This is a genomic window from Lysinibacillus sp. G01H, assembly GCF_028872195.1.
Lineage (GTDB): Bacteria > Bacillota > Bacilli > Bacillales_A > Planococcaceae > Lysinibacillus > Lysinibacillus capsici.
Map to the genome: position 1 here is coordinate 2919043 of NZ_CP118397.1, position 17973 is coordinate 2937015.

24 protein-coding genes are annotated in these 17973 nt (G+C 38.2%); 3 read left to right on the top strand and 21 right to left on the bottom strand.

The window, feature by feature from the left end:
• Positions 1-97 precede the first annotated feature (97 nt).
• The 6 genes from PSR12_RS14865 to nusB all read right to left on the bottom strand — a co-directional run bounded on the left by PSR12_RS14865 (position 98) and on the right by nusB (position 5015).
• Entirely contained in the window at positions 98-979 is an 882-nt protein-coding gene (locus PSR12_RS14865) for a polyprenyl synthetase family protein (protein ID WP_221680168.1), read from the bottom strand.
• A gap of 3 nt (positions 980-982) precedes the next feature.
• Positions 983-1216, bottom strand: coding sequence for an exodeoxyribonuclease VII small subunit (gene xseB, locus PSR12_RS14870; RefSeq protein ID WP_008179899.1), 234 nt, complete (start codon positions 1214-1216; stop codon positions 983-985).
• Entirely contained in the window at positions 1213-2571 is a 1359-nt protein-coding gene (xseA, locus tag PSR12_RS14875; protein WP_221680167.1) for an exodeoxyribonuclease VII large subunit, read from the bottom strand. The genes xseB and xseA overlap by 4 nt, the downstream gene beginning before the upstream one ends.
• A 230-nt stretch (positions 2572-2801) precedes the next feature.
• Positions 2802-3617, bottom strand: coding sequence for an undecaprenyl-diphosphate phosphatase (locus tag PSR12_RS14880; RefSeq protein WP_274769559.1), 816 nt, complete (start codon positions 3615-3617; stop codon positions 2802-2804).
• A 128-nt stretch (positions 3618-3745) separates the two neighbouring features.
• Positions 3746-4600, bottom strand: a complete 855-nt coding sequence (folD, locus tag PSR12_RS14885; RefSeq protein WP_221680165.1) for a bifunctional methylenetetrahydrofolate dehydrogenase/methenyltetrahydrofolate cyclohydrolase FolD — start codon at positions 4598-4600, stop codon at positions 3746-3748.
• 31 nt (positions 4601-4631) lie between these two features.
• Positions 4632-5015, bottom strand: a complete 384-nt coding sequence (gene nusB, locus PSR12_RS14890) for a transcription antitermination factor NusB (protein ID WP_004231146.1) — start codon at positions 5013-5015, stop codon at positions 4632-4634.
• A gap of 385 nt (positions 5016-5400) precedes the next feature.
• Here nusB and PSR12_RS14895 point away from each other — a divergent pair, with 385 nt between their 5' ends.
• Both PSR12_RS14895 and PSR12_RS14900 read left to right on the top strand, forming a co-directional pair.
• Positions 5401-6303, top strand: a complete 903-nt coding sequence (locus PSR12_RS14895) for a MerR family transcriptional regulator (RefSeq protein ID WP_004231145.1) — start codon at positions 5401-5403, stop codon at positions 6301-6303.
• 129 nt (positions 6304-6432) lie between these two features.
• Positions 6433-7602, top strand: a complete 1170-nt coding sequence (locus PSR12_RS14900) for an MFS transporter (RefSeq protein WP_274769563.1) — start codon at positions 6433-6435, stop codon at positions 7600-7602.
• Positions 7603-7694: 92 nt separating this feature from the next.
• On the opposite strand, the gene PSR12_RS14905 is transcribed toward PSR12_RS14900, so the two are convergent.
• Positions 7695-8105, bottom strand: coding sequence for an Asp23/Gls24 family envelope stress response protein (locus PSR12_RS14905; protein WP_004231142.1), 411 nt, complete (start codon positions 8103-8105; stop codon positions 7695-7697).
• A 111-nt stretch (positions 8106-8216) separates the two neighbouring features.
• On the bottom strand, positions 8217-8543 hold the full coding sequence (locus PSR12_RS14910) for a nucleoside triphosphate pyrophosphohydrolase (RefSeq protein ID WP_274769566.1): 327 nt from the start codon (positions 8541-8543) through the stop codon (positions 8217-8219).
• 103 nt (positions 8544-8646) lie between these two features.
• Here PSR12_RS14910 and PSR12_RS14915 point away from each other — a divergent pair, with 103 nt between their 5' ends.
• On the top strand, positions 8647-9054 hold the full coding sequence (locus PSR12_RS14915) for a hypothetical protein (protein WP_274769567.1): 408 nt from the start codon (positions 8647-8649) through the stop codon (positions 9052-9054).
• A 184-nt stretch (positions 9055-9238) separates the two neighbouring features.
• On the opposite strand, the gene accC is transcribed toward PSR12_RS14915, so the two are convergent.
• The 13 genes from accC to PSR12_RS14980 form a co-directional block, all read right to left on the bottom strand.
• Entirely contained in the window at positions 9239-10606 is a 1368-nt protein-coding gene (gene accC, locus PSR12_RS14920) for an acetyl-CoA carboxylase biotin carboxylase subunit (RefSeq protein WP_004231135.1), read from the bottom strand.
• A 14-nt stretch (positions 10607-10620) separates the two neighbouring features.
• The gene (gene accB, locus PSR12_RS14925) at positions 10621-11121 is read right to left on the bottom strand and encodes an acetyl-CoA carboxylase biotin carboxyl carrier protein (protein ID WP_221680161.1); all 501 of its coding nucleotides are present in this window, start codon (positions 11119-11121) and stop codon (positions 10621-10623) included.
• A 200-nt stretch (positions 11122-11321) separates the two neighbouring features.
• Entirely contained in the window at positions 11322-11876 is a 555-nt protein-coding gene (locus PSR12_RS14930) for a SpoIIIAH-like family protein (protein WP_004231131.1), read from the bottom strand.
• Entirely contained in the window at positions 11877-12296 is a 420-nt protein-coding gene (locus PSR12_RS14935) for a hypothetical protein (RefSeq protein WP_221680160.1), read from the bottom strand.
• A gap of 62 nt (positions 12297-12358) precedes the next feature.
• Positions 12359-12502, bottom strand: a complete 144-nt coding sequence (locus PSR12_RS14940) for a hypothetical protein (RefSeq protein ID WP_004231124.1) — start codon at positions 12500-12502, stop codon at positions 12359-12361.
• Position 12503: 1 nt separating this feature from the next.
• Positions 12504-13415, bottom strand: coding sequence for a stage III sporulation protein AE (locus tag PSR12_RS14945; RefSeq protein WP_004231121.1), 912 nt, complete (start codon positions 13413-13415; stop codon positions 12504-12506).
• 12 nt (positions 13416-13427) lie between these two features.
• Positions 13428-13805 (bottom strand): hypothetical protein, encoded by a 378-nt coding sequence (locus PSR12_RS14950; RefSeq protein WP_274769571.1) that lies wholly within the window; start codon positions 13803-13805, stop codon positions 13428-13430.
• A gap of 5 nt (positions 13806-13810) precedes the next feature.
• Positions 13811-14020, bottom strand: coding sequence for a hypothetical protein (locus PSR12_RS14955; protein ID WP_012295089.1), 210 nt, complete (start codon positions 14018-14020; stop codon positions 13811-13813).
• 90 nt (positions 14021-14110) lie between these two features.
• Positions 14111-15118: an NAD(P)H-dependent flavin oxidoreductase gene (locus tag PSR12_RS14960; RefSeq protein ID WP_274769574.1), complete on the bottom strand. Its 1008-nt coding sequence runs from the start codon at positions 15116-15118 to the stop codon at positions 14111-14113.
• A 194-nt stretch (positions 15119-15312) separates the two neighbouring features.
• Positions 15313-15870 (bottom strand): elongation factor P, encoded by a 558-nt coding sequence (gene efp, locus PSR12_RS14965; RefSeq protein WP_004231115.1) that lies wholly within the window; start codon positions 15868-15870, stop codon positions 15313-15315.
• Positions 15871-15887: 17 nt separating this feature from the next.
• Positions 15888-16949 carry a M24 family metallopeptidase gene (locus PSR12_RS14970; RefSeq protein ID WP_257520156.1) on the bottom strand — a complete coding sequence of 354 codons (1062 nt, stop codon included), beginning with the start codon at positions 16947-16949 and terminating at the stop codon, positions 15888-15890.
• A 2-nt stretch (positions 16950-16951) separates the two neighbouring features.
• Positions 16952-17386: a type II 3-dehydroquinate dehydratase gene (aroQ, locus tag PSR12_RS14975; RefSeq protein ID WP_004231111.1), complete on the bottom strand. Its 435-nt coding sequence runs from the start codon at positions 17384-17386 to the stop codon at positions 16952-16954.
• A 122-nt stretch (positions 17387-17508) separates the two neighbouring features.
• Entirely contained in the window at positions 17509-17934 is a 426-nt protein-coding gene (locus PSR12_RS14980; protein WP_004231110.1) for a hypothetical protein, read from the bottom strand.
• Positions 17935-17973 lie beyond the last annotated feature (39 nt).

Genomic DNA, 17973 nt, shown 5'->3' on the forward strand with positions numbered 1-17973 from the left:
TCAATATGCTAAAAGTACGAACACTTCATTGTTTACATATTGCAAACGTTCCCACCTATTCTAGCATATTCTTTTCCTTCAACGCCTTGATTTTCTCTTAGTTTTTACGATGAACGATATAAGCAGCAAAGTCACGTAATAGGCTGACATCTATTGGTAATTGATCGAGTGCGTTAATGGCATGTTGATAATGCTCAGCAAGCTTTTCTTTCGCTCCCTCTAGGGTTAAGAGGGCTGGATAAGTGCTTTTATCACTAGCGACATCTTTTCCAGCTGTTTTTCCTAGTTCTTCAGTCGTTCCCTCAATATCTAAAATATCGTCTTGAATTTGGAAAGCTAAACCAATATGATGCGCATATTCTTTCAATGTAGCACGGTCTTGTGCTGATACATCTGCAAGTACGGCTCCCGCTTCAATACTAAAACGCAATAAAGCACCTGTTTTATTGACATGGACTTGTTCCAATTCAGCTAAATTAAGCTGACGTTGCTCCCCTTCCATATCTAGTACTTGACCACCAACCATGCCTTCTGCACCTGCTGCAATGCTTAGCAATTGGACAAGTTCAATACGCTTTTCAGCAGAGATATCCATGCGAGCTAAAATGCCAAATGCCAGTGTGTTTAATGCATCACCAGCAAGCGTAGCCAGCGCTTCTCCATAAACTTTATGATTTGTTGGCTTGCCTCTTCTGAAATCATCATTATCCATGCTTGGTAGATCATCATGGATTAAAGAATACGTATGAATGATTTCAATGACCGAACCGACAATCAAACCGTCCTGAAGATTTTCACGGTAAAGCTCTAGTACCGCTAACACAAAAAGCGGACGAATTCGTTTACCCCCTGCCTTTAATGAATAAAGCATAGATTCCTTTAAATCTGCTGGTGCATCAATTTGTTCAACAAGCGAAAACATCGTCTCTTCAATTTGTGGTGTATTGCTTTCAATAAAGTACTTTAATGGCTCATTCATTTCCTAATTCTCTCCCTTTAGTGGATCAAATGCTGTTGTTTCACCAGTCTCTTGGACAATTGATACAAGCTGCTCCTCAGCATGTTGCAACTTACTATGGCAAAACTTTGATAGCTCCATTCCTTGCTTGTATAAATCAATCGCATTTTCCAATGGCACATCACCCTGTTCTAACTGGCGAACGATTTCTTCTAGTGCCGTCATGGCTTCTGCAAATGTTTGTTGTTTTTCAGTCACAACAATTCCCCCTCATTCTTTGGCAAGATATTCGTCACTTTAGCCACAACCTTTCCATCATGGAAGGTCAATGTCAGTTGATCTTGCTTTTGCACCTCAGTGGATGATTTGATCATTTGCTGATCTTTATATGCTACTGTAAATCCTCTTGTTAGAATAGACAGTGGATTTAAAGCTTCTAATGTTCTAACGGTTGACTCAAATTGTTGTTGCTGTTTTGCCACATAATACGTTGTAGCACGTGATAATTGTTGGATCCGCGCTTCAAGCTCTCTCTGATGAAAAGCAAGTGCCTTTTTGGGTGAATGTTGCTCCACCGTACTATGTAATTGTTGAAGTTGGGTAGCTTTTTTCATCAAGCTCATTTGCATTGCTGCCTGTAATCCTGACTCAAGCTGTGCCAATCTTTCTGTAAAAGGTCGATAAAGTCTTTCTGGCATTGACAATGGATAAGACTGTTGGAGCTTATTTAGACGTTGTCGCTCTGCCATAAGTTGCGACCTAACCATTTGATGAAGCTGTGATTTCTGCGTAAGCACTCGTTGGTAGAGATCCGCCTGATCTGGCACAGCCATCTCAGCAGCAGCTGTTGGAGTAGGTGCACGTAAATCGGCGACATAATCGGCGATCGTTGTATCTGTTTCATGGCCAACCGCACTTATAATAGGGATTCTGCTTTCAAAAATAGCTCTTGCCACAATTTCTTCATTAAAAGCCCATAAATCCTCGATGGAGCCTCCTCCTCGCCCGACAATCAACACATCACAGCTTGCCTCTTGATTAGCCCGTTGAATATTTTGCACAATATTCGGTGCAGCCTGAGCTCCTTGTACTAGGGTTGGATAAATCAAAATTTCAGCAAGTGGGTAACGCCTCTTTAAGGTTGTACAAATATCCCGTATAGCTGCACCAGTTGTTGATGTGAGCACACCAATTTTTTCAGGAAATTTTGGTATCGGTTGTTTCCACTCAGGTTTAAAAAGACCTTCTTTTTGTAATTGCTCTTTTAATTGATTGAAGGCAACAAATAAGCTACCAATGCCGTCCGGTTGCATTTCCTGTACATATAGCTGATAGGTTCCATAGCCTTCGTAAACGTTTACATCCCCTCGGATAAATACTTGCATACCTTCCTTTGGTTCAAACGCTAATTTCGTAGCCGCTGTTTTAAACATCGTCGCAGCTATTCGGGCACCATCATCCTTTAATGTAAAGTAAATATGGCCGGATTGATGAATTTTCACATTCGATAATTCACCTTTTACATACACTTCACGCAAATGTGGATCTGCATCGAATTTTCGTTTAATATATTTTGTTAACGCCTTTACTGTTAAATAAGAAGCAGAGGACATGTTTTCGGCTCCTTTACTAAAATCAAGTTTTTCACAAAACTACACCTATCATAACATTTTTTGCAGTCGTTGACGTGCCAAAATGCAGTTTCGGTAGAAAAAATGACTGTCTTTCTTCTATCGAAAAACAACTATAACACATTCCTACACGTTCTCACTATTAGAAACCGTATATTATGACAAATAACAAACAAAGCCTCATAACTTCATACGTTATGAGACTTTATATTTTAATAGAATAGTAATAAAAGAGTTCCTACGATAAAACAATAATACGTAAAGTAGCTAAGTTTGCCACTTTTCATAATGCCCATAAACCAACGCATCGCAAAATAAGTCATAATGAGTGTTGCCAAGAAAGTGGCAGCATATGGAAGAGCTAAGGCATCTTTATTCGGCTCGTCTAAAAAATCTGTAATGCCAAGGATTACCCCACCCAAACTTACAGGAATATAAAGCATAAAGGAAAAACGTAAGGCTGTATCCTGCTTCATCCCTACTGCTATGGCGGAAATAATCGTAGCTCCTGAACGGCTAATGCCTGGTGTTAAAGCAACTGCTTGCCCCAACCCTACAATGATGGCATCTTTAGCACGTAAATCTGCATCGTTCTTCTTGCCACGCATATTACGAATTAGCCATAATGCAGTCCCTGTCACAAATAGCATAAGCGCAATCGTCGTCATACTTACGTTATCTGCAATCACATCACTTAATAACACCCCTAAAACGCCAGCAGGAATTGAACCAATGACAATGTAGAGAGCAAAGCGAAAATCCGCGTTATACCGCTTTTCTCTAGTTTTCAAGTAAAGGAAAAAATGACTGATCAGACGAACAATATCCTTACGATAAATATACATAATAGCGAGTAACGAAGCTGTATTTGTTAAGATGGCAAAAGTAAAACCCTGTTCACCTAGTCCCAGCATTTCGCTAGCAATCATTACATGTCCACTCGACGATACAGGAATTGGCTCTGTAAAGCCTTGGACAAGTCCAATAATGATATGCTTGACAATTAACATCATATCGATATTTTCCATAAAAACCTCCTCCTCAGTATGTATGTCCCAAACGTTACATTAGACGACCAAATCGAAGAAAAGTTCTGATTTACACAACAAAAAAGTCACCTCACACAATGTTGAGATGACTGTTTTCAAAAGGTTTTTTATTTTGCAAGCGTATTTTCAGCTGCTTGCACTGTGTTGAATAGTAACATCGTGATGGTCATTGGTCCTACACCACCTGGTACAGGCGTAATATGAGACGCAATTCCATCTACTTCTGCAAAGTTTACGTCACCGCATAATTTATTGTTGTCATCGCGATTAATGCCTACATCAATAACAACAGCCCCTTCTTTCACGTGCTCTTTCGTAATAAAGTTTGCACGTCCAACTGCAGCAATTAAAATATCTGCTTGTTTTGTAAATGAAGGTAAATCTGGCGTTTTAGAGTGTGTATAGGTTACCGTTGCATCCTTTTGTAGAAGTAGTTGTCCCATTGGTTTACCAACGATATGACTACGACCTACGATTACAGCATGCTTTCCTGCGATTTCAATTCCTGAATACTCAAGAAGCTTCATCACGCCAAACGGTGTACAAGGTAAAAATGTTTCTTGGCCAAGCATCATTTTTCCAACGCTTACAGGTGAGAATCCATCGACATCCTTCTCGACAGCAATCGTTGCAATGACTGTATCCTCATTAATATGTTTTGGGAGTGGTAATTGAACTAAGATACCATGAATATCCTCACGTTGATTTAAAAGCTCAATTTGTGCTAGTAATTCCTCTTGCGTTGTCTCTTCTGGTAATTTAATGAGTTCTGAAAACATACCAATCGCTTCACAAGATTTTTGTTTATTTCTCACATATGTAGCTGATGCCTGGTTGTCTCCAACTAACACAACCGCTAAACCAGGTGTCAATCCTCGTTCTTTCAAACGAATGACACGCTCTGCTACAGCATTACGAATTTCTTGACCAATCTCTTTACCATTAATAATTGCACTTGACATAAACCTTCGTTACTCCTTCCAATTCAACACATTATTCTTGTTCTGTAAATTTAGAAAGTACACCATTGACGAATTTAGATGAACTATCATCGCCAAATGTTTTACATAACTCGATTGCTTCGTTTAGTACTACTCTTTTTGGTGTTTCTGGCATGTATAACAATTCATATACAGCTAAACGTAAAACCGTTCTTTCAATTTTGGGTAGACGGGCAAGTGACCACTTTTCAAGATGCTGTTCTAATGTAGCATCGATTTCCTCCAAATGTTCAGCTGTTCCATTCACGATCTTTTCGTAGAAAGCATTGGTAGGTTGACCTTTAATATGGCCCATTGCTTCTTCAACTGTTAGATCCGTATTGTCTAGCTGAAACAAAACTTGCAACGCTTTTTCGCGTGCTTCATGTCGTTTCATGTAAAGCTCTCCTTCTTAAGTGGCATTAAGGTTTATAATAGCATAAAATCACATGAGAAACACGATTTCAAGCAAGTTTTCAATAATCTGAACCTTTTTCAAGGAACTTTTTGTTTAAGCCCACTTCTCAACGAATAGTGGTATTCAAAAATGAATGTTTCCTGTTCGTAATGGTATAATAAAGAAAAAACTTAAGAGGTGTCACAATGCAACATGAAGCTATATGTCCTAGCTGCAAAAAACATTTAAAATGGTTGACAGAGAAGAACAATATCAACAAATGAAGGAACGTAAATCTCTCCTATTTTACTAGGTGGATTGCAAGCATAAAATTCGTTTTGATGCTATTCGAAACTTTTTTAGCTTTTATTAGTGGAGGCCATTTATGAAGGAACATTATTATACGATAGGTGAGGTTGCCAAACTTTCAAACTTATCGGTTCAGACATTACGGTATTATGATCAAATTGATTTATTTAAGCCTGCTTATATCGATACCTTCACCAATTATCGATATTATAAAGGCAATCAGCTATTCTATTTAGACATTATAAAGTCCCTTAAATATATCGGCGTGACGCTCGATGATATAAAAAAAGCACTTAGATTAACCTCTGAGGAATTGCTTGATTTTTTAGCACAGCAGGAGCTACGCATCAATGAAAAAATTTCACGTTTAAACGAAGCAAAAAATACTTTACTGAAAACAAAAAAGCAATTACAAGAGCAAATTGATATCCCAGTCTTCGGTGAGATTTATGTGCAGATAGAGGAAGCAATGCCCGTTCTTCAAGTAACCACTACTGAATTAACACCCACATCGAGCACCAGTACATACTATGCCACTTTAATTAAAATCATCGAAAAGGAAGGCAGTGTCTTAAACAGTCGTTATGGTTGTATTTATCCACTAGAGCCTTATAAAGATGTCAATGACATCATTTATGATGCTATTTTCACTCCCCTATTAACGGAGCGCACATTTTCGCAGCTTTCACCAAACATACAACAAACCATTATTCCTGGCGGTAAATATGTATGCATTGCCTTTATTTACGACCCTGATACTTATTTTTCATTTTATGAAAAATTGAGAAATCATGTATTGGCTCAGCAGGAACTATTTGAGTCGCAAGTGTATGAGCTATACATGCCCGCAACGCTCACGATGGAACAAGAAAAGAAATTTATAGTAGAATTAAAGATTAGGCAAAAACAAGAGACACAAAAATGCTCCGAAAAATTAGTGGCGCATTCGTATAACTCTCTACTAGAACTCCCAAACTGATAAAAATTTTAAAAAATAAAAACAAATCTTTTGACCCTATAGTTACTATAGGGTTTATCGTATTACATGGAAATATTCTATTCTAGTAGATTGAAAACATGTATCGCGAACAATTAGAAGGAGAAGTTTATGAGCAAGAAGCAAAATATAACCTTAGCTATTTTATTATCTAATCTTTTCATTGCCTTTTTAGGGATCGGTTTAGTCATCCCTGTTTTACCAACCATCATGAATGAACTGCATATTTCTGGTTCTGTTGTTGGTTATATGGTGGCAGCCTTTGCCATTACACAACTAATTGCATCACCAATTGCAGGTAAGCTTGTTGATACTATTGGCCGCAAAGTTATGATTGTTGCAGGTCTTTTTATTTTTGGACTTTCTGAGTTTTTATTTGGATTTGGTCGTTCTGTTGAAATTCTTTTTGTCTCTCGTATGTTAGGTGGCGTGAGTGCAGCTTTCATTATGCCAGCCGTAACCGCCTATATAGCTGATATTACGACATTGGCACAGCGCCCTAAGGCACTTGGCTATATGAGTGCAGCCATTAGCACAGGTTTTATTATCGGTCCTGGGATTGGTGGATTTTTGGCTGAAATTGGTACACGTGTCCCATTTTATGCAGCTGGGGTACTTGGTCTGTTCGCAGCTATCCTATCATTCCTGTTTTTAAAAGAGCCAGCACGTGCTACAGACAATGAAGAAGCAGCACCATCCATGTTAGGTAGTGTCAAGCGTGTGTTTAGTCCGCTCTACTTCATACCATTCATTCTTATTTTCGTGTTATCATTTGGCCTCGCTGCATTCGAATCATTGTTTAGCTTGTTCGTTGATCACAAATTTGCGTTTACACCATCGGATATTGCCATAATTATTACAGGAAGTGGTATTGTAGGTGCACTAGCTCAATTAATACTATTTGATTGGCTGACAAAGAAAATGGGTGAGATTAATGTTATTCGTTACTCACTAATCCTTTCAGCAGTATTAACATTCGCCATGACGATCGTGAGTCATTATTTTGCCATCTTATTCGTTACATTCTTTATTTTCGTAGGCTTCGATTTAATTCGACCTGCTGTTACTTCGTATTTATCGAAAATTGCCGGAAATGAACAAGGATTTGTTGGTGGAATGAACTCTATGTTTACAAGTCTTGGTAATATTTTTGGCCCGATCCTAGGTGGTGTATTGTTCGATATCAATCTGAACTATCCATACTACTTTGCTACAATCGTACTGGTGCTTGGCGTCATACTTGCGTTATTCTGGAGAAAGCCAAAGCATATAGAATTATAATAATAGCGATACACATCCACACCCTAGAGAAATCCATATAAAAAGGACTGCCCTTTGATGAACGAATCATCATCGGGCAATCCTTTTCTTTTTTATTCATGCACTACTGTTTCTTCTTTTTCAAAGTGAATACCTGTAATATGCACATTTACTTCTGCTGTTTCTAGTGCCGTCATATTAAAAATAGCCTGACGGATTTGCGTTTGAACTTCTTTTGCTACCTTAGGAATGGCATATCCATATTTCACAGAGCAAAATACATCAATCGCAATTTCACCAGTTTCCGTTACACCTGATTTAATGCCTTTATTGTGTACTTTTTTACCGAAACGTTCCACGACACCCGTCGCAATATTTCCACGAGTTGCAGCAATGCCTTCTACTTCATTAACAGCAATCCCAGCCACAACTTCGATCACCTCTGCCGCTACCTCAATTTTTCCAAGCTCTTCTTTACCAGAAGGTGTTGGTTGTACGAAAGATTGTCCTACTTTCTCTGCCATACAAATATCATCCTTTCCCTTACACATCTCAAACAAGTGCTGTACTTACATTTATTATACTATAAAAAGGAAGGTTTGGCTGTCGAAAGCCGTTTTAATTTAAAACCGACTTTACTGATCCGCTACATCGATTAAATAAATTCCCTTTTCAAATCCTCCACGAGCTTTTCTCTTGTGTTCACGGATCGCTTCTAGCTCCTCAATGCTTACTCCTATCACACCGATAGCCATATGAAGGAGCTCCAGTATATCTGCGAGCTCTTCAACACTTTCTTTTTTATCCTCGGCTTCGTAAAATTCTGTAGCTTCTTCTATCATTTTAGCTTTTATTGCCTTTATCAGCTCACAAGGTTCTAAAATGCGTGCATGATAGGATAAACCCTTCGCTTCCATTACTTCTAAAACTTTATCCCTCACTAGCTTATTATATATAGGCATCCATTGTTTAACTCCTTATCAGGGGGATTACTATCACTATCTTCTATTATATAGTATTCTTTCTATAATATAGAATTGATTTGAGATAAAGTAGGGGTAGAGTATGTTACAAAAATGGTTGTTTGGTATCGGTGGAGTTGTCCTCATGTTTACAATGCTTTTTTTATTTTTGGGGGATAGAGCTAGTGAAGATACAATGCTTGCGAAAAATATAATGGAAGAAGCAAATAGTGGTACAACAGTAGTTTCACTGAATAAATTAACGGATTTTGATTGGGAAAAAGCGCAAATTTTTGGACCTTATACAACGAAAGATACGATTGAAGAAACAATGGACATACAGTTTAGAGGTAGTACCAGTGGTTTAGATGTACGGGAAGATATATTCCTTCTTGTATTTGCAAAAGATGGCCATGTGATAAAAACAGCAGTGCTTTATAGAAACATAGGAGATTATACAACAAAGAATGGTATGCTAACACCCGATAACGATCTTCTATCTATAAATTAGTACTTTTCACCACTATTCTTTTACTATTGATTACTTCAATTGGTAACGGTTTAAGCTTCTATAACGATCAATTTTCTTCTATGATTGATCTTTCTACCTGCAAGTAAGTCCTCTATCTATTTATGCTTAGACATAAAAAAACCTCCTAACTAATAAAAGCTAGGAGGTTTAAACTTGCGAACGCTTACTTCACTTTTTCTGCTACGCCCAATACATCGTTCTCTTCTAGGAACTTCGTATTGAATTGCGCTGATTTGAAGACATCATTGTTCATCAAAGCTTGGTGGAATGGAATGGTTGTATTAATTCCAGGACCAGATACTTCGAATTCACTTAAAGCGCGGTTCATTTTTGCAATCGCTTCTTCACGTGTATCCGCATGAACAATTAGTTTTGCTACCATTGAATCGTAATATGGTGGGATTGTATAGCCCGCATAGACAGCAGAATCAATACGTACACCATAGCCACCTGGTGTTATATACGTATCAACAGTTCCTGCTGAAGGCATGAAGTTTTTATAGGCATTTTCTGCATTAATACGGCATTCAATCGCCCAACCATTTAATTTTATATCATCTTGTGTGAAGGGAAGCTTCTCACCAGATGCAATTTTTAATTGTTGTTGTACAAGATCTACACCAGAAATCATTTCTGTTACTGGGTGCTCAACCTGAATACGAGTGTTCATTTCCATGAAGTAGAACTTGTCCTCTTGATAGTCATAGATAAACTCGATCGTGCCGGCACCTTCATAGTTACATGCCTGTGCCGCTTTTACTGCTGCCGCACCCATTTCAGCACGACGCTCAGAAGATAAGGCTGGAGATGGAGCTTCCTCTACTAACTTCTGCATACGACGTTGAACCGTACAGTCACGTTCGCCTAAATGTACCACGTTCCCGTAGCCATCTGCTAAAACTTGGATTTCACAGTGACGGAAGTACTCGATAAATTTCTCTAAATATACGCCAGGGTTACCGAATGCTGCAGCAGCCTCTTTTTGCGTAATTTCAATACCTTTTACAAGATCTTCTTCTGTACGTGCTACACGGATCCCTTTACCACCACCACCAGCAGTTGCTTTGATGATGACAGGGTAACCAATTTTAGCAGCCCATTCTTTACCCGTTTCGATATCTGGTACAATACCAGTACCTGGAACAAGTGGGACACCTGCTGCCTCCATTGTTGTACGTGCAACGTCCTTGATGCCCATAATTTTAATAGAATCAGAGGATGGACCGATAAATTTAATGCCAGCGTTTTCACAAGCTTCAGCAAAATCAGCGTTTTCTGATACGAAGCCATATCCTGGGTGGATGCCATCAGCACCTGTCTTTTCAGCTACACTAAGTAGCGCTGGGAAGCTAAGATAAGAATCTTTTGATAGCTTCGGTCCGATGCAATAAGCTTCGTCTGCTAACTTCACATGTAATGCGTCAGCATCTGCTTCAGAGTACACAGCAACCGATTGAATGCCTAACTCTTTACAAGCACGAATGATACGCACAGCGATTTCGCCGCGGTTTGCAATTAAAACTTTTTTCATTTGTTTTGCACTCCTTACTCAGCTTTTACAAGGAATAATGGTTGGCCGTACTCTACTAAGTCGCCATCTTTAACTAGAATTTCAACGATTTCCCCTTGAACTTCTGCTTCGATTTCGTTGAATAATTTCATTGCTTCTACGATACATACAATTGTTTCGTCCCCTACTTTGTCACCCACTTTTACGTATGCAGGAGAATCTGGGTTTGGTGCTTGATAGAAAGTACCGACCATTGGAGATACAATTTTATGTAACGATGGGTCGTTAACTGATGGTGCAGCTGGTGCTGGCGCTTCTTCTTTCGCTGGTGCAGGTGTTACTGCTGGAGCTTCTGCTGGTGCAGATTGTTGTACAACAGGGGCTACTACTTCTTTTTTAGGTGCTACAGTTTCTGTAACAACAACATTATTCTTTTTAAGTTTTACTTTTGCGCCATCTACTTCATACACAAACTCGTCAATTGAAGAAGAATCCACTAATTTGATAATTTCACGAATTTCTTGAATTTTGAACATTTCTAACTCTCCTTATGAATTAAAATCTACTACAATAACTATTCTATATTTTTTCGTATCAATTTGAAATAGTTAAATGAAAATTAAGTAAATATGAACAAAATAAAAGGCTTTCCTTTACTAAGCGAAAGCCTTTTCATGAAGCTGATATATAACAACCTTTTATAAATTAACTAAAAATTTATTTTTTTCTTTATTTTTTAATAATTATTTGCACTGAACTTGACTTGCACATCATTTGCGCCTTCCATCTCTGTTTTTACGAGATAAATAATTTCGTTTGCTTGTGCTTTTGACAATTCCTCTGCCATCACTGTCACCGACACTTTTTCTCCCTCAGCACGTACAAACGCATCAGAGTAGCCTAATGATTTTACAAGCATCTCAAGCATAGCTTCCGCTGATTCACGTTTAATCAGGCCATCCATCTCATTGTATGCCTCATTTTTTTCTTCGGCAGAATATTCTTCTGAAGCAATCTTTTGTGTTAACTGTTCACGAAGTTGGCTTCTCTCATCACTAACCTGCATACGCATTTCTTCAAATAAGTGACTTGGTGAAGATACTTCTTGTGTTATATCATTTGTTGCTTCCTGATCTGTAACACCTGTGACAGCTGTTTGTTGCAGTGTATCATCTGTAAAAATAGTAAGACCATTGAATTGCTTTGCTGGATCTACCAAATAATACACTGAAATGACTGCTACTAAACTTAATAATGTCATAAACCAAACTGTTCTTCTACGTACGCGCATTTACTTTTCCTCCTTATTTTCCATTGGAACGATAATAATTCGATGAATCGGTAATTGCATCACTTGACTGACGACAGCACGAATTTCATTTTTTACAAAGATATCGGAAGCACCCTCTGAAACAACGAGCATTCCTGTCACGTTTTTCGTGCCTTGTTCAGTCCCTCGAAAATATTGGCTGAATAGTTTATTGGCATCCTGATCATCTGTCATCTCTCCATAATAAAAGTAGACTTTAACCTCCCCAACACCTTCCATTGCCTTCAGGGTTTGCTCAAGTTTTTCTTCATTTGTGAGTGGTGAACCTTTGTCGCTTGTTGAATTCGTTTGATACATAGGTAAAATGATGAAAATTCCCACGGAGGCAGCTATCAAAATTAATACCATTAATGACGTTGTTTTTTTTCGTGTCTTTTCCACATCACTTGTACATTGCCTCCTTTCATCTTCTCTTTTTCAAGTGTATGTACGCTTGTTTCTTCCTATGAATTGATAAATGGAATCTTTAATAGCAATTGCAAAAATACTAACGTGATGACCAACTTTGTCAGTGAAATTATTTCCTTATCATCCGTTAGAAACACAAAAATCTGACAGACAAACAGCAATGCCAATAAAAGAATCAATCTATCTCCCCCCTGCCATGACTTGTACGAACACAATGAGGAAAAAACAAGAAAACATAAATGAAAAAGCAATTAAAAATGATACAGCACATAAAGTAAATAGCGATTTGCTAACTTGATCTAGTAGTCTACAAATATCATCAAAGGCAATCGGTTCTAAAATAGCAGCAAGCATTTTCAAAGAATAGGCACTAACTACAAGCTGCACGGTTGGGATAAAAGACACCGTAATGACCGCAATAAAGGCGCTAATACTTGTAAGAGAAGATGTAAATTGAGTCATATGCTGAAACATCGAAAAACTATCCACAATAAAAGAACCTACAACTGGAATATTTTCTTCAATTAATTTTTTGACGGGCTCCGCTACAGCCGCATTGACACTAAATGCTGCTACACCGCTTGCGGTCATCAGTAAGACATAGCAAATAACTGAGGCCGACACGATGCTCATAATCGTAAATCGAATCAATTCAGCTATTCGAGTAAAGGATATTTCCTTAACAATCACACTGCATACATCAAAGACAATGGCCAAAAGCACGCCAGGAATAAGCCACTTACTACTGATAATGGTGAGGACTTGTACAAAAAACAGTAAAAAAGGCTGCCAGGAAGCAATCGCTGTAATACTACTGGATAATAAAAAGCTCGATGTAAGAATTGGATAAAATGCTGTAAATAGATGGGCTAGTCCTTGTGCAATTTCATCGATTAATGTAAAGGAGTTGACAACAACAGGACCGATTGTTGCTAAAACGATAAGAAAAAAAAGTATCCTTGTCCCTTTTTCAAACTCTGGTAATAGCATGTTCACAATCAAAATGATGATGACGTAGCTGCAAAGCATGAGCGTCATCTTGAGCAAGAGAAAGAATGGGTCGATTAAAAACGATAATATTTGCTCCTGCAATGGCTTCGCTCCTTAGTTTAGCCTTTTTAAAATGGCCGACACCTCCTGTAGAACAGCCAGAAATTCTTTGAACCAATACAGCAAAATCACAATTTTTACAGCAGCAAAAACGATGTTCCCGAGCACTTTATAATTATGTTCTGCCAAAAGCAATGCCACCCACTGCCCGACATAGAACATACTTGCACTGATTAAAATAGCCTTCGCATAAGGTAAAAACGCAAGTGCTTCTAACAATTGTTTGGTGAACGGCAATAAAAGTGTCGAGAACAACATGCCAAAAAGCAAAAAAGAAAACATCACACTGATTAGCGCATGGAGTGGCTGTATAACTTCTTTTATCAGCAATAATAAAAGCAGCATGACAACAGCAACGATGACAATTTCCATTCACATTACCCGGATGAGGTAAGCCATTGGAAGAAGGTTAAAATCTCATTAAAGAATAGACGTAAAAATCGAAGTAATTCTGCTGTCATATATAAGTAAGCAATGAAAAAGAGGAAAAATGAAAACTCCTTCTTCCCTGTTTGATCAAAGAAAACATGAAGAAGCGCAACGACTAGTCCCACTCCAGCAACTCTTAATACGTCTTGTAATTCCATTCCTACGCCCCCTCGTGTACAGCAATATATGTCGCTCTTCAAAAAAAAAGACCTCTATACAGATGTATAGAGATCTTCTACAATTAAAAATTATATTAGTTTGCTTACAATGTTTTTGACCGTATCCTTTTGCTGTATGAGATGACTATTTTCACCCATCCACATGGATAAGTATTCCGCATTACCTTGCTCAGCACTTTCCTTACGAATGGTAGTCGTTAGATAATTTTGTAGCGGATAGGGTGCTACTGTCGCATCCTCCATACGTTTCGTAAAATCATTTGCTAAACCTCTTGCTGGTTTACCAGTAAATGCAAGCGTAATCGTCGTTTGTTGTTCCTTTGATGCCAATACAGCATTTTTATAGAGTGGCGAAATTTCGCATTCATCTGCCACTAGTAAAGCCGTCCCAATTTGAACTGCCTGTGCCCCACTTTCAAGTGCCTTTTGAATATCCTCTTTGGTCACAAGGCCTCCCGCAGCTATAATCGGAATCGCAACTTTTCCCACTACTTGTTGTAGTAAGTCATGTAATGGAATTAATTGCAAAGGGTCAGTAAAAGAGCCTCGATGACCACCAGCCTCTCCCCCTTGTAATACAACCGCATCCATTCCTGCTTGCTCCACTAGTATGGCTTCCTCTAATGTAGTTGCAGTACCAATCGTATAGACGCCATGATCTTTTAATTGTTTAAGAACTGCTGGAGATGGCAGCCCAAATGTAAATGAACAAATTGCTACATTTTCTTCAATCACAGCTTGAACCTGTCCTGCAAAAACTTCCTTTGATGTTACGCTCTGTACAGGGGATAATCCTAATTCATCGTAAAAAGGTTGCAGTGCCATTCTGGCTTGTTGTAAAACCTCGACATCAATTTTGGGTTCTTCTTGCACAAATAAATTGACCGCAAAGGGCTTTGTCGTTAACTTCTTCACTTCTTGAATAAACTGCTTGGTTTGTTCGCCATCTAAGTAACCTGCACCAATTGAACCTAATAGCCCTGCCTCAGCACAAGCCGCCACAAATTTAGGCGATGTCACACCTGCCATTGGTGCTTGTATAATTGGATATCGCATATCAAATGTTTTTTGTAACATACCTTTCACTCCTTACTCTGATTGTAAACAATTCTACCAGTAATAACCATCTATCTGATGATAGAAATTTGATAGTACCTCAATAAAAATTAACTAGTGCTTCTATCTATTATCACATTAAATGAACGATTTGACAGTATATGTATAAGAAAAAAATAAAAACCTACTCTTTAATGAAAAGAGTAGGCTGATCATTATGCACGTGAAACGTAAGAACCTTCATCCGTGTTAATGATTAAAACGTCACCTTGGTTAACGAAGAATGGTACTTGTACGATTAGACCTGTTTCAAGAGTAGCAGGTTTTGTACCGCCTGAAGCTGTATCACCTTTGATTCCTGGTTCTGTTTCTGTTACTTCTAATTGAACAGTGTTTGGTAATTCAACACCTAACATTTCACCTTGGTAAGATTGAATATGCACTTCCATGTTTTCTTTTAGGAATTTTAATTCATACTCAATAGCAGATGAAGCTAGTTCAGTTTGCTCATATGATTCCAAGTCCATAAATACATGCTCGTCACCTTGTGCATATAAATATTGCATTTTACGATTATCGATTTGTGCCTTTTCAACTTTTTCACCAGCGCGGAATGTTTTTTCATTCACTGAGCCGTTACGTAGGTTACGTAATTTAGAACGTACGAATGCAGCACCTTTACCTGGTTTTACGTGTTGGAAATCTAACACGCGGTATAATTGGCCATCAACAATAATTGTTAGACCTGTACGGAAATCGTTTACTGAGATCATTTGTGTTCCTCCAAAGTTTATAAAATAATGAGTTCTTTTGACGAATGTGTTAGTAGTTCATTACCCGTTTCTGTGATTAAAATATCATCCTCGATACGGACACCACCGATTCCAGGTAAGTAAACACCTGGTTCAATCGTCACGGCCATACCTGGCTCTAGCACTGTATCAGAACGCATCGATAAGCCAGGGCCTTCATGTACTTCAAGACCAATACCGTGTCCTAAAGAATGACCAAATGCTTCGCCATATCCTTTTTCTTTTAAGTAGTCACGTGCAATCGCGTCCGCTTGAATGCCTGTTAATCCAGGACCCACTTTTTCAAGTGCTAACAGTTGAGAAGCAAGGACTGTATTGTACATATCTACCAATTTTTCAGATGGTTCTCCCACAGCCACAGTACGTGTGATATCCGAAATATAGCCATTATAAAGCGCACCAAAGTCTAATGTAACAAAGTCGCCTTTTTCAATCACTTTATTCGTTGCAACGCCGTGTGGTAATGCTGAACGAAGACCAGACGCAACAATCGTGTCAAACGAAGACTGAGTTGCTCCTTGTTTACGCATGAAAAATTCTAATTCATTCGAAACTTCAAGCTCGGTTTTACCAGGCTTGATGAAGCCTAAAATATGTGTAAATGCGTGATCTGCAATTTCACACGCAGCCTTAATAATATTAATCTCTTGTTCCGTCTTAATCAAGCGAATTTTTTCAATTAGCCCAGAAATCGGCACTAAATCTGCTTGAATCTTCGATTTATACAGTTCATAGGTGCCATAGCTTACAGTATCTTTCTCAAAGCCCAATAATTTGATACCCATATTATTTACTTGAGTAGCAATTTCTTCAATAATTGTGGCATCATGCTTGACAATACGGAAGTCCTGAATTTGTGCAGCAGCCTGCTCTGTATAACGGAAATCTGTAATAAATACAGCATCATTTTGAGACACAATTGCTACGCCTGCTGTCCCTGTAAAACCTGTCATATAGCGACGGTTGTACCCATTCGTAATTAAAATACCATCGATGCTTTGTTCTTGAAGTGCTTTACGTAGCTTTTGTAATTTCAACATAATCAATTCTCCCTCTCGATAAATGTACGTAGTGCCAGTTCATAGCCTTTCGTACCTAGTCCACAAATTTGACCAAGGCAGGCCGGAGCAAGATAGGAATGATGTCGGAAAGCCTCACGTTTGTGGATATTGGAAATATGTACTTCGATAACTGGCACGGAAATACCTGCTATCGCATCATGCAATGCGATGCTTGTATGGGTATATGCACCAGGATTAAAGATAATACCATCATATTTTTCGTCCTCTGCTTCATGCACCCAATCTACTAGTACCCCTTCATGATTGGATTGACGAAATTCAACTGTAGCACCTAAAGATGCCGCAAGATTTTGAACATTTTCTCGAACATCATCCAATGTTTCATGTCCATAAATATGTGGCTCTCGTTTACCAAGTCGATTTAAGTTAGGTCCATTCAAACATAATAACTTCACGCTTCTATTCGCCTCTTTCTATGTACTTGCCATTTATTTTATCATACACCATGCATTCAGCAACTAATTTCAACTAGTAGTGCCATAAATACCCCCTTAAACGAAGGGGATATTTTGTACCTTCAACTTTGTTTTTGTGCTGTATGTTCCTTTTGATGGAAATTGGCAGTTTCAAGCAAGAAACGTAATAAACAAATAACGGTCACCATAAAGGGAATTGACAGTTTTTTAAAAGACGTAAGCTGTAATGGTAAATCTAAAGCAATCCATTCCAATGTGATGGTCACCAACAGACCTAATAAAAGGGAAGAAAAGACAGCTGGAATGATATATACATAGCGCATAGTCATGTATAAAAATAAGCCGATAATAAATAGTAGAAAAATAAAAAAGGTCCATTGAAATAATTTAGAGCTTTCTTCAAACCAATTCCATTTTTTATAAAACCCTATCGGATGCCATTTAATGAGATGGAAATAATGTAAACCCTTTAAGCACAGCGCTAAAACAAGCGCATTGACAAGTGCTGTAATTGTCGCTACTTTCATCATATACCTCTCCTTTATGCACACTAATTATTTCCTAAA

What these genes read in the sequence shown, in the direction of transcription:
- PSR12_RS14865 (WP_221680168.1), bottom strand. Translation starts at nt 979, where the DNA reads ATGAATGAGCCATTAAAGTACTTTATTGAAAGCAATACACCACAAATT.
- xseA (WP_221680167.1), bottom strand. Translation starts at nt 2,571, where the DNA reads ATGTCCTCTGCTTCTTATTTAACAGTAAAGGCGTTAACAAAATATATT.
- PSR12_RS14880 (WP_274769559.1), bottom strand. Translation starts at nt 3,617, where the DNA reads ATGGAAAATATCGATATGATGTTAATTGTCAAGCATATCATTATTGGA.
- folD (WP_221680165.1), bottom strand. Translation starts at nt 4,600, where the DNA reads ATGTCAAGTGCAATTATTAATGGTAAAGAGATTGGTCAAGAAATTCGT.
- nusB (WP_004231146.1), bottom strand. Translation starts at nt 5,015, where the DNA reads ATGAAACGACATGAAGCACGCGAAAAAGCGTTGCAAGTTTTGTTTCAG.
- PSR12_RS14895 (WP_004231145.1), top strand. Translation starts at nt 5,401, where the DNA reads ATGAAGGAACATTATTATACGATAGGTGAGGTTGCCAAACTTTCAAAC.
- PSR12_RS14900 (WP_274769563.1), top strand. Translation starts at nt 6,433, where the DNA reads ATGAGCAAGAAGCAAAATATAACCTTAGCTATTTTATTATCTAATCTT.
- PSR12_RS14905 (WP_004231142.1), bottom strand. Translation starts at nt 8,105, where the DNA reads ATGGCAGAGAAAGTAGGACAATCTTTCGTACAACCAACACCTTCTGGT.
- PSR12_RS14910 (WP_274769566.1), bottom strand. Translation starts at nt 8,543, where the DNA reads ATGCCTATATATAATAAGCTAGTGAGGGATAAAGTTTTAGAAGTAATG.
- PSR12_RS14915 (WP_274769567.1), top strand. Translation starts at nt 8,647, where the DNA reads ATGTTACAAAAATGGTTGTTTGGTATCGGTGGAGTTGTCCTCATGTTT.
- accC (WP_004231135.1), bottom strand. Translation starts at nt 10,606, where the DNA reads ATGAAAAAAGTTTTAATTGCAAACCGCGGCGAAATCGCTGTGCGTATC.
- accB (WP_221680161.1), bottom strand. Translation starts at nt 11,121, where the DNA reads ATGTTCAAAATTCAAGAAATTCGTGAAATTATCAAATTAGTGGATTCT.
- PSR12_RS14930 (WP_004231131.1), bottom strand. Translation starts at nt 11,876, where the DNA reads ATGCGCGTACGTAGAAGAACAGTTTGGTTTATGACATTATTAAGTTTA.
- PSR12_RS14950 (WP_274769571.1), bottom strand. Translation starts at nt 13,805, where the DNA reads ATGGAAATTGTCATCGTTGCTGTTGTCATGCTGCTTTTATTATTGCTG.
- PSR12_RS14955 (WP_012295089.1), bottom strand. Translation starts at nt 14,020, where the DNA reads ATGGAATTACAAGACGTATTAAGAGTTGCTGGAGTGGGACTAGTCGTT.
- PSR12_RS14960 (WP_274769574.1), bottom strand. Translation starts at nt 15,118, where the DNA reads ATGTTACAAAAAACATTTGATATGCGATATCCAATTATACAAGCACCA.
- efp (WP_004231115.1), bottom strand. Translation starts at nt 15,870, where the DNA reads ATGATCTCAGTAAACGATTTCCGTACAGGTCTAACAATTATTGTTGAT.
- PSR12_RS14970 (WP_257520156.1), bottom strand. Translation starts at nt 16,949, where the DNA reads ATGTTGAAATTACAAAAGCTACGTAAAGCACTTCAAGAACAAAGCATC.
- PSR12_RS14980 (WP_004231110.1), bottom strand. Translation starts at nt 17,934, where the DNA reads ATGAAAGTAGCGACAATTACAGCACTTGTCAATGCGCTTGTTTTAGCG.